Origin of the sequence: Neobacillus drentensis, assembly GCF_036966985.1 — a bacterium.
In the GTDB taxonomy this organism is placed as follows: Bacteria; Bacillota; Bacilli; order Bacillales; family Cytobacillaceae; genus Neobacillus; species Neobacillus drentensis_E.
The window spans coordinates 1-14,203 of record NZ_JBALSN010000135.1 but is presented as its reverse complement, the minus strand read 5'-3'; the positions used below and the strand labels follow the sequence as shown (position 1 = coordinate 14,203).

Sequence of the window (14,203 nt, the reverse complement as noted above, 5' to 3'; positions counted from 1 at the left end):
CCCGGCTCCCCAAACAGTTTCCAAGAATTTCGGATGTGAAGGATCCCTTTCAATTTTCCCTCGTATTTTCCTGATATGAACTGTCACTGTTGAAACATCTGCTGCTGATTCTAACTCCCATATATTTTCATATAGCTGTTCTTTGCTTAATACTTGATTTGGATGCATTACAAGAAACACAAACAAATCGAATTCTTTTGTTGTGAACGGAATTTCTTCTCCGTTCATATGAACTTTGCGCGCTGACTTATCAATGGATATTCCATGAACGAAAATGGTATTTGATTTAGCTTGATTTCCTGCTAAACGTTCAAAACGCTCTAAATGTGCTTTCACCCTAGCTACCAGTTCACTTGGACTAAAAGGTTTGGTAATATAATCATCTGCCCCTAAACCGAGACCTCGAATTTTATCGATCTCGTCTTTTTTAGCGGATACAAACAAAATAGGAATATTTTTAACAGCGCGTATTTGTTTACATATCTCAAACCCATTTACACCTGGGAGCATAACATCCAAAATAATTAAATCATAATGATTTTGAAGAGCTAGTAGGAGACCTGAATCACCCTCATGATGAATTTCAACATTAAAATGATTAATTTCTAGATAGTCTCTTTGCAGTTCTGAAATACTAACATCGTCTTCAATAAGCAATATCTTTTTCACAATACATCTCCTTTCTTCTTTAAGGAAAAGAAGATACTTGTACCATTTCCTACCTTGCTTTTAGCCCACATTTCCCCTCCATGCTCTTGAATGATATGTTTTGCGATCGCAAGTCCTAAGCCACTTCCGCCTGTCTGAGAATTTCTAGATTGTTCTGCCCGGTAAAAGCGATCAAAAATGTAAGGTAAAGCAGCAGGCTCTATCCCTTGTCCATTATCCTCTACTTGAACAGTTACGTCATAAATTCCTTCATTTAGAGAAATGGTAATGTTCTTTTGGTCCTTATTCATATATTTTACACAATTGCTAATTAGGTTGGCCAATACGCGTTTTAATTTCTCCCTATCTGCTATTACATTTATCGGTTTGTCCATAAGATGAAGGTCAATTTGGATCCCTTGTTGGAGTAAATCAAGATAAAGGTCTTCTACGTAGTCTCTCATATATTTATCCAATTCGACGGTTTCAAAAGTAAAGGGCTCTTTTTTTAGATCCAGCTTGGAAAATAAGAACAGTTCATCTATCAATGAATCCATATATCTAGCTTTTTGGTACACAGTTGATAAATACTTGTCCATCTTCTGTGGAGTATTAGCTACGCCATCTTTTATCCCCTCAACATATCCAATAATTGAAGTAATAGGAGTCTTCAAATCATGCGAAATATTGGACAATAGTTCTTTTCGATTTTCCTCATACTGAATCTGGAGATTTACGGACTCTTTTAATTTAATTCTCATATCCTCAAACGTTTTATTTAATTGTCCGATTTCATCATTCGAAGCGGCTTTGATTTCAAAATTTAGATCTCCTGATTTTATTCTCTCTGCACCTTCTCTAAGAATTGAAATAGGCTTGATGATGCTGAGTGAAACCAGATAGTTCAAAAGTCCAATAATCATTATAAACAGAACTAGCAACAGACCGAATAAAATTGGAAACAACTCCCGAGTCAATTCGGCATAGGAGCTTACCTTTCTTAAAACAAAGATACTTCCTTTACTATTATCCGGAAAATAGAAATCAAACTTCACATACGTAAAAAAGGAATCTTCAATTTTAATCGTATCTCGTGTGTTAATATTCGTTGCTTCAAATCCGGGAAGAGATTTAAGTAATGCATGCCCATCAAGAGTGGGGGAAGCGTACTCTATGTTTTGATTTTTTCTTACGACAATTTTAATGCCTTGTTGGTCAATCTTTTTCAGGTTCTCTTGAATTAGAAGCTGCGTAGGGTTATTCTTAGCCAACAGCTTTAAATCAAGAAACACACTTTCCTCTATTGGAGTTAATGGCTTTTGAACATAGGATTTTTTGTAAAAATGCTCGATGGATTTAACATCACCTGTTATCGAAAAAATAAGTAAAAAACCGGCTGCTAAAAATAAAATGATAGAAATAAGGATTACCCCAACGTAGGACAGCAGAAACCTCATTTTAATTGACATCATATTCACTCCAGTGTACATCTCTTCCTCATTCTTTAATAGAAGTTCAACATTTTTGGCTTGTTCTTGAATGGGAGATACTGTTTGCAAATGTACCATATCATATAATCCTTAAAACTTTCTAAAATAAATATGAAAAATCCTTAAAACATCTAACAATAAACGGCTTAAATAATAGGTTTAGGATAAGGAAGATCTGTTGTATATATAGGGATTATTTTTAAACTTACCAAGAACATAATTTCTTATTAAAGGAAACTGCTTCTACATTGAAAATGCATTTTTTTTCTTTTTAAAATTGATTATTAAGGTGTGGTTTTTAGAAGTGAAAAACCTCATTTAGATACGTCACTGTGAACCTTATCATTAGTAAATGAGGATATTAGCCCAATACCTCTCCTTAAGGTTGGGGATCAGGTTAAGCATCCGATTTATAAATAGACGGAGAAATTTCGCTTAATTTTTGAAAAGTATAAAAAATGGCTTAAATAGACGGAGAGATTCCGCCTATTGAATCGAAAAACATGAAAAGGGGGGATTTTGCTTTGCATAATCGGAAAACCTCCCCTTATATACCTCGAAACGAGCTCCATTCTGCAAATAACCGGAAGATCTCCGCTTATTTACCTCTGTTGGTTACTTGATTTAGGACAAGACTTTATTTAAATGTGATTTTTATAGAATCCAATAGAACCCCATTTTGATGCGTTTGGAGAACCTTATCATAAGTAAGTCAGGAAATTACCCAAATGCCTCTCCTTAAGGCTGGGGAGGCTAGGACATAATAAGTTTTATTAACGGAAATAGAAATGATAAGAATTGTATTGTCGAAGTATTAGGAATTTAGATTGACAATTTTTAGAATTCTATTAAACTAAAAATAGTTCTATCCTCAAATTCTCCCTATATTCTTTTAATATTAGCTACTCCGCAAGTCTATATTTGTTTTACTTTCTCTAATTGAAGCCACATTCAACCAATTTTTTCACTCGCATTTACACTCATTAATTTTATGAATCTGTCCACAGTTCAACTGAATAAATAATCGGGATGATTCATTCGTGGCGTCGAATAGTATGCTATAGATGCCCATGTTGTAGACGTTCTGCATTTAAAGCTGATTAGGCCTTTGAAGAAAACACCAAAATTTGATAGTAGGAGAAATTGAGGAAAAAATGGTTTCCAAATTTATAAGGTTTGGCCACTAAATTTTGTTTAAATCGTATAGTGGCTTAGTACTGTAAAAGGCCAGACCATTGGATAGGAGTAGGGGATGATATGGGATTTGAAGAAGAATACCAGGCCTTTATGAATGCTCACTTGCAAGCAAGAACCGGTGAACGGTTGCGACGCTTACAAGAAGGTCATAACCAGGCTGAAAGGTTGTTTTTGAAGCAAGTGTGGTGGCCTTTATTTTACCATTTTCGGTATCTTCATCCAGAATATGAAGTCGACGATTTCAAGGATGGCAAAAGGTATTTGGATTTTGCCTATATTCGTCCCGCCATCCGGATTTGCCTTGAAGTCGACGGGTATGGCCCTCACCTAAAGAACATAAGCAGATGGCAATTTTCCGACAACCTTGAACGTCAAAACCAGTTGGTGATTGACGGATGGACCGTGATCCGCTTTTCTTATGACCAAGTTAAAGAGAATCCTCGTCGATGTCAACAGATTGTTCAGCAAGTGATTGGCCGATGGCTGGGGGATGAACTGGACCAGACATCTCTTTCCATTGTCGAGAAGGAAGTGCTTCGGCTGGCAATTCGAAAAGGAGAAGCCATATCCCCTAAAGAAGTTGAGATGTGTTTGAAGCTAAGTGACAAGACGGTAAAAAAGGTACTTTCTCAACTAGTCGATAAAAAGATGCTGATTCCCGCATCTGGGATCATGAGGATCCGCTCTTATCGGTTGGGGGATCAAGTTAAGCACCCGATCTGATTAATAGACGGAAAAGTTTCGCTTAATTAGTGAATATCATCAAAAATAGCTTAAATAGGCGGAGAGATTCCGCCTATTGAATCGAAAAACATGAAAATGGGGGATTTTGCTTTGCATAATCGGAAAACCTCCCCTTATTTACCTCGAAACGAGCTCCATTCTGTATCTAACCGGAAAATCTCCGCTTATTTTACTTCTGCTGTTTACTTAATCAAGGACATGACTTCTTATTTAAATGGAAGTGAGATGAAAACCATCGCGAGACGGATTTGTTATTATATGAAAGGGTGCCTTGATTTTAGCATTCATTTTGTTATCTCTAGAAAACCTCATTTTAAGCGAGATTTTCCTTTTCCTTTCTTGTCAATTTTTATGGTAGGAGTATATTTAAGTTGTATGGAAGAAAAGCTTAATGAATACATAGAAAGTTCATCGCAGGAGTAACAACGATCCGAAATGCGGAATGGTGAATGGGAAGGAGACTACTATTAATGAACAACAAAAATAAAACGGTTGTCCGTTCGATGGATGTATTAAATTTATTTATAGAGCATACCGAATTATCCTTTCAAGAAATTATTAATCTATCGGGGATACCGAAAACTTCAGTCTATCGAATGCTCAGGTCGTTAGAGGAAATGGAGTTCTTGGAAAAAGGAAGTGATTCGAAATACCGACTTGGACTCTTGTTTCTCAAATTTGGTCATCTGGTTTTGGGTAGGATTGATTTACGTAAGATTGCCTATCCGTTTATGAATGAATTGCATAATGATGTGAAGGAAGCAATTAACTTGATTGTTAGGGATGGAAATGAAGCGATCTATATTGAGAAAATTGACACAAAACAAAAGGTTCGTCTGTATACTGCGATAGGAAGGAAAAGCCCCCTCTATGCTGGTGCCTGTCCACGGGCTATCTTGTCCTTTTTATCTGATTCGGAAGTGCAGGCATACCTCGAATCAATTGAGCCCAAATCGTTTGCAATCGGAACAATTACTGACAAAGACAAAATTTATGAAACAATAAAACAGGCGAGAATAGATGGATTTACAATCAGCCATTCTGAATTGGAAAACCATACATCTGCCATTGCCGCTCCGATTTTTAATCACAAAGGAGAAGTTGTTGCGGGCATAAGTATCGCAGGTATCGAAGCAAATTATCAGGATGAGAACATTGAGATCTATGCAAAGAAGGTAAAAAACGTTGCAAAGGAAATATCAATGCGTTTAGGCTTTACAGAATAAAAAGAATAGGGCGGTCTCTGCATCAATGCTTTTTGATGTCGAGACCGCCTCGTTCCTTCTATATAATCTACATTTTAAACTTCTTGTTTTACATGACACGTTTCAAGGAATTTCGTGTTGAAGTCACCGCTTAAAAACACGTCGTTTTGCAGCAAGCCTTGATGGAATGGAATGGTAGTGTAAACCCCTTTAACCTCAAATTCGTCAAGTGCACGTTTCATTTTACGAATGGCTTCCTCTCTCGTTTTACCATGTACAATCAATTTTGCTATCATAGAATCATAAAACGGCGGAATGGTGTACCCTGTATAAACAGCCGAGTCAATGCGGACACCCAATCCTCCAGGAAGGATATATTCTGTTATTTTTCCAGGCGAAGGCATGAAGTCATTTAGGTAATTTTCAGCATTTATCCGGCACTCGATTGACCAGCCCGAAAGCTTGATATCTTTCTGTTGAAGTTGTAACGGGAAACCAGAAGCAATGCGTATCTGTTCCTGAACCAAATCGACACCTGTGACCATCTCAGTAATTGGGTGCTCGACTTGGATACGGGTATTCATTTCCATGAAATAGAATGTGTCATTTGTATAATCGTAAATAAATTCAACCGTACCTGCCCCAACATAGTTGACCGCTTGGGCTGCTTGAATAGCTGCTAACCCCATTTTCGCGCGCGTTTCGGATGAAACTGCTGGGGATGGAGATTCTTCAATTAGCTTTTGCATTCTTCGTTGGATCGTGCAATCACGCTCGCCAAGATGAATGACGTTACCAGCCATATCAGCTAAAATTTGAATTTCAACGTGACGAAAATCCTCTATAAATTTTTCTAAATAGACACCTGGGTCACCAAAGGCAGTTGCTGCTTCCTGCTGTGTAATTTCAATTCCTTTTTTTAAGCTATCGGCATCACGTGCAACACGGATGCCTTTTCCTCCGCCACCGGCTGTTGCTTTAATTATCACTGGAAATCCAATTTTTTCAGCGATCTGGAAGCCTTCCTCAAAATCCTTAATAATGCCGTCAGAGCCTGGGACGATGGAAACGCCGGCCTCTTTCATCGTCTGCCGAGCAACGTCTTTTATACCCATCTTGCGAATGGAGTCTGGTGATGGACCGATAAAGACAATACCACACTCACCACATAATGCAGCAAATTCAGCATTTTCAGCAAGAAATCCGTAGCCTGGGTGGATGCCATCGACACTAGTCAACGTTGCAATCTTAATGATATTCTCGATGTTTAAATAACTGTCCCTAGATGGTGCAGGTCCAATACAATAGGCTTCATCTGCTATTTTCACATGGAGTGCATTCCTGTCTGCTTCTGAAAAGACAGCAACCGTTTTAATGTTAAGCTCCTTGCAAGCGCGGATAATTCGGACAGCAATCTCTCCTCGATTAGCAATTAATATTTTTGTAAGCATCTCATTCACTCACCTTCACGGTAAACAATGGCTGCCCATATTCAATAATTTGTCCGTCATTCACTAAAATTTCGATGATTTCCCCGTTGACATCAGCAGGGACTTCGTTTAATAGTTTCATAGCTTCCAAAATACATACAGTTTCGCTTTGGGCAACCATCGCCCCCACTTGGACGAAAGGCTCTGCGTCTGGGTTTGGACGCGCATAGAATGTTCCGATCATTGGTGATTTAATGACATGTAAGCTGCTTTCGGCCTGGTCAGCGGTATTTACCGTAAGATCGGCAACATCTAAAGAGGGAAGTGGCAGTACAGTATCAGTATTCATGTGTTGATTTTCAAAGTTTGGAACCAAGTTTTCTGCCCCTTGCTTTTGGTAAAAAAGCTTAAAATCCCCTTTTTCTAGTTTCATAATGTCAATAGAAGATTGTTCAATGATTTCCATGAATTCTTTTAATTCGTCAATTTTCATTTGCTCATGCCCTCTCATTTATGAAATGCTTTAAAATGAATGCCCATCGATAATTTCCGCAGCATCTGTTCTTGCTTTATTAATTCTAATTCGGCTTGTTCAAGCGAAACTTCCTTGAACTGAATGTTAGCGTTCGGCTGCATCTGTGCTAAACAAGGTAGATCAGTAGAAATGACTTGACCGATTTTTGGATATCCTCCTGTCGTTTGTCGATCAACCATTAAAATAATGGGTTGTCCGTTTGAAGGGACTTGAATGGTACCGTACGTGACCCCTTCTGATAACAACTCAAATTTCTCTGATAAGCTGAGTGATTCGCCTTCCAGCCGATAGCCCATCCGATCAGCTTGAGTTGTTAATCTATAGCGCTTTGAAAAAAACGCATGTTGACTGGCCAAATCGAAACGCTCGAACTCAGCACCATGTAAAACCCTAATCGTTTGTGTTTTATTGAACGTCAAAAATTCTATATAGTTGACAGACCATTTAAAATGGGTAGTCATTCTTTCTAGCTGATGAACGAATGTCTGACTTAGTCGATTGAGGTCTCCACATTCAAACACATCCCCTTTTTGTAATGCTCTGCCTTGAAGTCCTCCAATAGCCGCACGAAGATAAGTGCTTTTACTTCCCATAACTTCGGGAACCTCTATTCCGCCAGCGAATGCCACGTAGGCCCTGCACCCATTCATGGCGGATTTAAATTGTAAAATAGAACCTTTGCGAATCAGGACCGGCCGCCACATTGGTGCTTTTTCTCCGTCAATCGTAGGCTGCAGGTCTCCTCCTGTAATGGCAACTAACTCATCCGTATCAAATTGGAGTGTTGTCCCAAAAAGTGTAATTTCAAGTGCTCCTTCGCCTTCGTCATTTCCGACAAGTAAATTTGCAACTCTAAGTGAAATAGGATCCATTGCTCCACTCACGATTACCCCGAATTTTTGTGAACCGAATCTCCCTAAATCTTGAATCGTAGTCAATAATCCTGGATGAAGCACTTTAATGCTCATTGTTTCATCTCCTTATAGGCAGCATACTCTTCAGGCGTTATCGGTACATAGCGGATTCTATCTCCAGACTGTAACATCGTTGGAGGTGAAAGTTCTGGAAGAAACAAATCAAGCGGAGTACGGCCGATAATTTGCCATCCCCCGGGTGTTTCCAGCGGGTAGATGCCTGTTTGTTTACCAGCAATTCCAACAGATCCCGGCGCGATGGCAAGACGGGGTGAATCCTTACGTGGTGTGGCAATTCTTTCATCCATTCCACCCATGAACGGAAACCCCGGTGCAAAGCCAATCATATAAACTAAGTAATCATTTGAAGAATGAATTTGAATTACCTGTTCAACAGAAAGTCCATGATAACTTGCTACATACTCCAAATCTGGACCAAACTCTCCTCCGTACAGGACTGGGATTGTTATCAGCCGTTGTTCGGGTGTTTCAGTAGTCCCTAATTTATCCAGTAACGCTAATATAAAAGAGCTGACTTTTTTGTAAGGACTTGATGCTTCTTTGTCTGTGCGGGACAAATAGACGGCAACAGGATTGTAATATATTGTCAAACTATTATAAGAAGGCACAGATTCTATCAATCCTGTAAATGGCTCTTTTTCTAATAAGTTGGAAAGATTTTTCACTTTTTCATGGATGGCTGGGCTGATTCCGTCGCCTAACTGAATGACTAGCGCAGAATCCCCTAAAGGCCTTATGTTCGTATTATTTTTCTGATGGGCCATAATAAACAGCTCCTCGAAGTTTCGAATTTCGGTACTTAAGTTCTGTTAAACGGATATTACAAATATTATAGTTTACATTCAAATTTAAAAGCAAGTCTAGAAATATAGAATATTATGATATTTACAATTTTCATATAATTTCGCAAACTATATATTCAACTAAAAATATTTATGCTAGAATGGGTTTAAGTTTCAAAACTAAGGTTCCGAAATACGGAACATATAAAAGCGCTTATTCAGTAGACGAGTGATCAATGGAGGGGAGAAATATGTTTCAAGTGGATTTGAATTGTGATTTAGGGGAGAGTTTTGGCCGGTACAAGCTTGGGGAACAGGAAGAAATATTGAAATACGTTACATCTGCAAATATTGCTTGTGGTTTTCATGGTGGAGATCCAAGTGTTATGAGAGAAACGGTGAAGATGGCCATTTCCAATGGTGTCAAAATTGGAGCTCATCCTGGTTTGCCAGATTTAAACGGATTCGGGCGAAGAGAAATGGCGATTACTCCTCAAGAAGGATATGACATGGTTGTGTATCAAATTGGGGCATTGCAAGGGTTTTTAATGACGTTCAATGAAAAAATGCAGCATGTAAAACCCCATGGTGCTTTGTACAATATGGCGGCAAAGGATCCAAAACTTGCCGAAGCCATTGCACAAGCGGTTTATGATGTATCTCCCTCATTGATATTATTCGGCCTTGCCGGCAGTGAATTGACAAAGGCAGGAGAGAGGATCGGTTTACGAACGGCACATGAGGTATTTGCAGATCGCACGTATCAAGCGGACGGGTCTTTGACGTCGCGTTCACAGAAGGATGCGATGATTACCGATCAAGAACAATCGGTCGCGCAAATTGTGAAAATGGTGACAGAAGGAAAAGTAATATCTCAGCAAAAAACAGAAGTTTCGCTTCGTGCAGATACCATTTGTATTCATGGTGATGGAGCACACGCATTAGCCTTTGCAAAATATATTAACGAAACATTAGATAAGAAGAATATTACTGTAACTGCAATCTCTAACTTGGAGGTTTAATATGGAAAATCCTAAATTTGATGTTATACAAGAAAATGCCAAAGTGACAGGGAAAAAGAAGGTTAGTAGAAGTGTCTTACTCGGTGCCGCCTTTTTAATGGCAACGTCATCGATTGGGCCTGGATTTTTGACACAAACGACCGTATTTACACAACAATTGGCTGCAAGTTTTGCATTTGTTATTTTAATTTCATTATTACTAGATATCTTTTCGCAAATGAACATTTGGAGAATCATTGCCGTTTCAGGGTTGCGCGGGCAAGAGATTGCCAACAAAGTGTTCCCTGGACTCGGAGTTGTTTTGGCCATACTTATTGTAATTGGCGGTTTGGCATTTAATATCGGAAACGTAGGTGGTGCTGGATTGGGTCTGAATGCCATGCTTGGCTGGGATCCAGTTACAGGTGCCGTTATTAGTGCACTGTTAGCAATCTTTATTTTTGTCGTGAAAGAAGCAGGTAAGGCAATGGACAAATTCGCTCAAGCTGCAGGGGTAGTAATGATCCTCCTCATGCTGTACGTGGCATTCACGACAGCACCGCCGGTTGGAGAGGCGATTGTGAATACGGTCATGCCGGAAAAGATTAGCATGTTTGCGATCGTTACGCTTGTTGGAGGTACGGTAGGAGGATATATTACGTTTGCAGGCGGACACCGTCTATTAGACGCGGGTATCAAAGGTGTTGAAGCATTGCCAGCAGTGACGAAAAGCTCTGTTACAGGGATTCTCGTTACTGGTATTATGCGTGTGGCATTATTCTTGGCTGTTCTTGGGGTTGTAACAAAAGGACTAGCGATTGATCCAGCGAATCCGCCAGCTTCTGTGTTCCAACTAGCTGCAGGTAACGTCGGTTATCGTATGTTTGGTGTAATCATGTGGGCTGCGGCGGTAACATCTGTTGTAGGGGCGGCGTATACGTCGGTTTCATTTATCCGCACATTTCATCCTGCCATTGAGAAATACCAAAATTGGGTCATTATAGCATTTATCGTTATTTCAACAGCCACGTTTGCCGTTGTTGGAAAACCAGTAACGATCTTGCTTATTGTTGGAGCGTTGAACGCTCTTATTTTGCCAATAGGTTTAGGTACATTATTAGTTGCTGCATACAAGAAAAGTATTGTTGGTGAGTATAAGCATCCGCTATGGTTGACGATTACGGGCGGTTTTGTGGTGGTGGTCATGGGCTATTTAAGTGTAGTGACATTGATTGAACAATTACCATTAGTTTTTAAGTAATTTTATAAGAATCCAATATGGGAGGTAGCTTAATGGGGAATTATGAAATGTTGGAGCCGCAAGAAATAAGAGAGTTGATTCGGAAGCAAGAGATTACTGGACCGACGGCAGGAATGTCAAAAGGGAATACACAAGCGAATTTGGTTATCTTAAAAAAAGAGCATGCCTTTGACTTTTTGCTTTTTTGCCAGCGGAATCCGAAGCCATGTCCTTTATTGGACGTGACGGAGCCTGGCTCCTATGTTCCTGCTATGATTGCCAAAAGTGCAGATATTCGTAAAGACATCCCGAAATATCGTATTTACCGAGACGGTGTTTTTACAGAAGAAGTCGCAGATATTACTGAGTACTGGGAAGACGATATGGTTGGCTTCCTGTTAGGCTGCAGCTTTACATTTGAAACACCACTCCTTGAGGGCGGTATTCCGATCAGACATATCGAGGAAAACTGTAACGTTCCGATGTACAAAACGAATATTAAGTGCCAAAAAGCAGGCATGTTTGAGGGGCCGACAGTTGTTAGTATGCGGCCAATGACACCAGAGGATGCAATCCGTGCCGTTCAGATTACGTCGCGTTTTCCAGCAGTACACGGTGCACCAATCCATATCGGGGATCCTAGCCTAATTGGCATCAAGGATATTTCAAAACCTGATTTTGGAGATGCTGTACCATTTAAACAAGGGGAGATTCCGGTATTTTGGGCATGTGGTGTAACTCCTCAAGCGGTTGCGATGGAAAGTAAGCCCTCGATCATGATTACTCATGCACCAGGATGCATGTTCATCAGTGATATAAAGGATGAAGAATTGAGTGTTTTATAAAACGTATTAGTAATATTTTTATAGTAAAATAGAAATGTAACTCTAAAAGTAGGGTGTGCAAATTATCTTACTAAAGTGAGGCGATGCATTAGTGCATCGTCTCTTCGGACTTTGCAGTTACAATTTCGACATGCTTTTTGTCGTTAAAAAGGGGATGTAGATGGTGTTTACAAAATCGACTGCTGCGCTTCTCGTCCTCATTTTGATCTGGGGCGCGAGCTGGCCAATCAATAAATTAGCAGTACCCTACTCACCGCCATTGCTTTATGCAGGGCTGCGTGCACTTTTAGGAGGAATCCTGCTGACAGTTATTATTTGGAAGACAAGAAAAGCGATAAATTGGAGGGAAAACTGGCAGAAGTACTTTATAGCTGCTTTCTTTAACACTATCCTTTTTTTCGGGCTTCAGACGGCAGGATTGCTCTATTTACCGGGTGGGCTGTTTTCCGTTCTTGTCTATTTTCAACCGATTTTACTGGGCCTTTTCGCTTGGCCGTTACTTGGTGAATATTTATCGCCAGTCCAAATAATAGGTTTGCTGCTAGGATTTGTTGGGATAGCGGTTGTTAGTGTGGATGGTCTGACAGTCCATATATCACCAATCGGAGTTACGCTTGGGTTACTAACTGCTGTAAGTTGGGCGTTCGGAGTGATCTACGTTAAGAAAGTAAGCAGAGAAGTAGATTCGTTTTGGATGGTGGCGCTTCAATGTATCATTGGTGGTATTTTCCTCCTAGGTACCGGATCTGTGTTCGAAAGTTGGTCTGCCATCGAATGGAATCGATATTACATATCTGGTCTCGGCTTCGGTGCGACCATTGGCATACCATTGGCATACATCCTTTACTACAGTCTTGTCAATGCTGGTAAGGCAAGCAAAGTTGGTTCCTATACGTTTCTCGTTCCGATTGTTGCTGTTCTTCTTGGAGTGATATTCTTAGGAGAAACAGTGACATATCCACTGATTATTGGGATGCTGCTAGTAGGAATAAGCATTCATTTTGTGAATTTCCGGTATAAACCTAAATACAAAAAAGGAATCAGTAAGAATTAAATATTTGTATACCGACCACCGCCGTATCGTACGTATCTTTAATAAAAAAAGGATGCTTGAATGCATCCTTTTTTGTGGAGTGTGTTAGTTAAGTGAGTGACGATGGGTTCTTATTTTTTAATTAAGCCGAATAAAGACTTTGGGATGTGTACGGTGACCGTGTACTTTTAATAGAATTACAGTCCAAGGAAAATTCAAGCGCATAAAAAAGGGCTGCAGATGGATCTTCAGCCTTTCTCCATTTGAGATGTTAAAGTACTGTCCTTAAAGGAATGTCTTATGACATCGCCTCGGCTAATGATTCCAACTAATACTCCGTTCCGTTCGACAGGTAGTTTTTTTATTTGCTTTTTTCCTAAAATTGAAGCGATAGTTTCTATTTCTACATCCCAGGACACTTTGAAAACCTTTCTTTTGGCAATGCTCATTACATTTAATTCTAGCAGCTTTCGTATTCTTTGCTCAAAATCCTCATGATCGTCATTGATAATGAAAATGAATTGGTGGGGATCAATGAATCGATACTGATGCTTGCCGATATACCGCATGATATCCCCATCACTAATATAGCCCACAATTTCATTTCTTTCGTTAACTACTGGTAGTCCACTGATACGATTTTCAATGAATTTTTCGATTACATAACGAACTGTGTCCGTTTCCTTTACTTTTTTCACTGGGCTGATCATTATCTCATAAGCTTTCATCATTCTCCATCCTATTGTATTCATTAAATTCAAAGATCCTTAGGGAAATGCTTTAGCGAGCGTTCTCAATGAGTGAATGCTTCGTTTGAAAAATAAGATTTGTTCATTTATCCCTATGTTTATTTAGGCTCCTTATAAAAACCTTTTTTAAGTAATTCAATCTCCAACGAAAAGGTTTTCATAATATCATTAATCTGCAGTTCCTTCGCGAAAGCATGGGCGAGATTTTGGAACGAAACGGCCATCAGAATTTTAAAAATGTGGTAGAGTTCTTCCTCATTCGATATGTTTAAATTATCGGAGTTAATTAAGTGGATAATTTCAAAAAATTTGCTTTTTCTTCTTTCCCCATACATATTCTGAGTGAATGTTTTTTCGATTTTATAATTC

At 39.3% G+C, this 14,203-nt stretch carries 13 protein-coding genes and 1 pseudogene; 6 read left to right on the top strand and 8 right to left on the bottom strand.

Going from position 1 to position 14,203, the window contains the following annotated elements:
* The coding region (locus tag V7659_RS09580) for a response regulator transcription factor (RefSeq protein ID WP_335539685.1) at nucleotides 1-669 on the bottom strand (669 nt) is incomplete at its 3' end.
* Nucleotides 666-2,117, bottom strand: coding sequence for a sensor histidine kinase (locus V7659_RS09575; protein WP_335539709.1), 1,452 nt, complete (start codon nucleotides 2,115-2,117; stop codon nucleotides 666-668). The genes V7659_RS09580 and V7659_RS09575, both read right to left, overlap by 4 nt.
* Nucleotides 2,118-3,425: 1,308 nt before the next feature.
* Between V7659_RS09575 and V7659_RS09570 the strand changes: the two genes are divergently transcribed.
* Together V7659_RS09570 and V7659_RS09565 are read left to right on the top strand one after the other, a co-directional pair.
* Nucleotides 3,426-4,058, top strand: coding sequence for a DUF559 domain-containing protein (locus tag V7659_RS09570; RefSeq protein WP_335539684.1), 633 nt, complete (start codon nucleotides 3,426-3,428; stop codon nucleotides 4,056-4,058).
* A 491-nt stretch (nucleotides 4,059-4,549) separates the two neighbouring features.
* The gene (locus V7659_RS09565; RefSeq protein WP_335539683.1) at nucleotides 4,550-5,305 is read left to right on the top strand and encodes an IclR family transcriptional regulator; all 756 of its coding nucleotides are present in this window, start codon (nucleotides 4,550-4,552) and stop codon (nucleotides 5,303-5,305) included.
* Between the two features lie 74 nt (nucleotides 5,306-5,379).
* Here the strand turns inward: V7659_RS09565 and accC are convergent, their stop codons facing one another.
* From accC to pxpB, 4 genes are read right to left on the bottom strand one after another with little or no spacing between them, the layout of a single operon-like run.
* Nucleotides 5,380-6,735: an acetyl-CoA carboxylase biotin carboxylase subunit gene (gene accC, locus V7659_RS09560; protein ID WP_335539681.1), complete on the bottom strand. Its 1,356-nt coding sequence runs from the start codon at nucleotides 6,733-6,735 to the stop codon at nucleotides 5,380-5,382.
* A 1-nt stretch (nucleotide 6,736) separates the two neighbouring features.
* On the bottom strand, nucleotides 6,737-7,207 hold the full coding sequence (accB, locus tag V7659_RS09555; RefSeq protein ID WP_335539679.1) for an acetyl-CoA carboxylase biotin carboxyl carrier protein: 471 nt from the start codon (nucleotides 7,205-7,207) through the stop codon (nucleotides 6,737-6,739).
* Between the two features lie 14 nt (nucleotides 7,208-7,221).
* Nucleotides 7,222-8,217 (bottom strand): biotin-dependent carboxyltransferase family protein, encoded by a 996-nt coding sequence (locus tag V7659_RS09550; RefSeq protein ID WP_335539678.1) that lies wholly within the window; start codon nucleotides 8,215-8,217, stop codon nucleotides 7,222-7,224.
* Nucleotides 8,214-8,948: a 5-oxoprolinase subunit PxpB gene (pxpB, locus tag V7659_RS09545; protein ID WP_144554522.1), complete on the bottom strand. Its 735-nt coding sequence runs from the start codon at nucleotides 8,946-8,948 to the stop codon at nucleotides 8,214-8,216. Before pxpB ends, V7659_RS09550 begins: the two co-directional genes overlap by 4 nt.
* A 269-nt stretch (nucleotides 8,949-9,217) precedes the next feature.
* On the opposite strand from pxpB, the gene V7659_RS09540 reads away from it, so the two are divergent.
* The 4 genes from V7659_RS09540 to V7659_RS09525 all read left to right on the top strand — a co-directional run bounded on the left by V7659_RS09540 (nucleotide 9,218) and on the right by V7659_RS09525 (nucleotide 13,106).
* A complete protein-coding gene (locus V7659_RS09540; protein WP_283877443.1) occupies nucleotides 9,218-9,988 on the top strand; it encodes a LamB/YcsF family protein in 771 nt (256 codons plus the stop codon).
* Nucleotide 9,989: 1 nt separating this feature from the next.
* Nucleotides 9,990-11,228, top strand: a complete 1,239-nt coding sequence (locus V7659_RS09535) for an NRAMP family divalent metal transporter (RefSeq protein ID WP_420491718.1) — start codon at nucleotides 9,990-9,992, stop codon at nucleotides 11,226-11,228.
* A gap of 32 nt (nucleotides 11,229-11,260) precedes the next feature.
* Nucleotides 11,261-12,052, top strand: coding sequence for a putative hydro-lyase (locus tag V7659_RS09530; RefSeq protein WP_335539673.1), 792 nt, complete (start codon nucleotides 11,261-11,263; stop codon nucleotides 12,050-12,052).
* Between the two features lie 160 nt (nucleotides 12,053-12,212).
* Nucleotides 12,213-13,106, top strand: coding sequence for a DMT family transporter (locus tag V7659_RS09525; RefSeq protein ID WP_335539671.1), 894 nt, complete (start codon nucleotides 12,213-12,215; stop codon nucleotides 13,104-13,106).
* Nucleotides 13,107-13,333: 227 nt separating this feature from the next.
* Here the strand turns inward: V7659_RS09525 and V7659_RS09520 are convergent, their stop codons facing one another.
* The gene (locus V7659_RS09520) at nucleotides 13,334-13,813 is read right to left on the bottom strand and encodes a CBS domain-containing protein (RefSeq protein ID WP_335539704.1); all 480 of its coding nucleotides are present in this window, start codon (nucleotides 13,811-13,813) and stop codon (nucleotides 13,334-13,336) included.
* 119 nt (nucleotides 13,814-13,932) lie between these two features.
* Nucleotides 13,933-14,203, bottom strand: a pseudogene (locus tag V7659_RS09515) (TetR/AcrR family transcriptional regulator); the annotation flags it as partial.

Bases quoted from the DNA above. Each gene is read 5' to 3' on its own strand.
- V7659_RS09565 (WP_335539683.1), top strand. From the start codon at position 4,550: ATGAACAACAAAAATAAAACGGTTGTCCGTTCGATGGATGTATTAAAT.
- V7659_RS09520 (WP_335539704.1), bottom strand. From the start codon at position 13,813: ATGAAAGCTTATGAGATAATGATCAGCCCAGTGAAAAAAGTAAAGGAA.
- accC (WP_335539681.1), bottom strand. From the start codon at position 6,735: ATGCTTACAAAAATATTAATTGCTAATCGAGGAGAGATTGCTGTCCGA.
- V7659_RS09550 (WP_335539678.1), bottom strand. From the start codon at position 8,217: ATGAGCATTAAAGTGCTTCATCCAGGATTATTGACTACGATTCAAGAT.
- V7659_RS09570 (WP_335539684.1), top strand. From the start codon at position 3,426: ATGAATGCTCACTTGCAAGCAAGAACCGGTGAACGGTTGCGACGCTTA.
- V7659_RS09525 (WP_335539671.1), top strand. From the start codon at position 12,213: ATGGTGTTTACAAAATCGACTGCTGCGCTTCTCGTCCTCATTTTGATC.
- V7659_RS09535 (WP_420491718.1), top strand. From the start codon at position 9,990: ATGGAAAATCCTAAATTTGATGTTATACAAGAAAATGCCAAAGTGACA.
- V7659_RS09575 (WP_335539709.1), bottom strand. From the start codon at position 2,117: ATGTCAATTAAAATGAGGTTTCTGCTGTCCTACGTTGGGGTAATCCTT.
- pxpB (WP_144554522.1), bottom strand. From the start codon at position 8,948: ATGGCCCATCAGAAAAATAATACGAACATAAGGCCTTTAGGGGATTCT.
- accB (WP_335539679.1), bottom strand. From the start codon at position 7,207: ATGAAAATTGACGAATTAAAAGAATTCATGGAAATCATTGAACAATCT.
- V7659_RS09530 (WP_335539673.1), top strand. From the start codon at position 11,261: ATGGGGAATTATGAAATGTTGGAGCCGCAAGAAATAAGAGAGTTGATT.
- V7659_RS09540 (WP_283877443.1), top strand. From the start codon at position 9,218: ATGTTTCAAGTGGATTTGAATTGTGATTTAGGGGAGAGTTTTGGCCGG.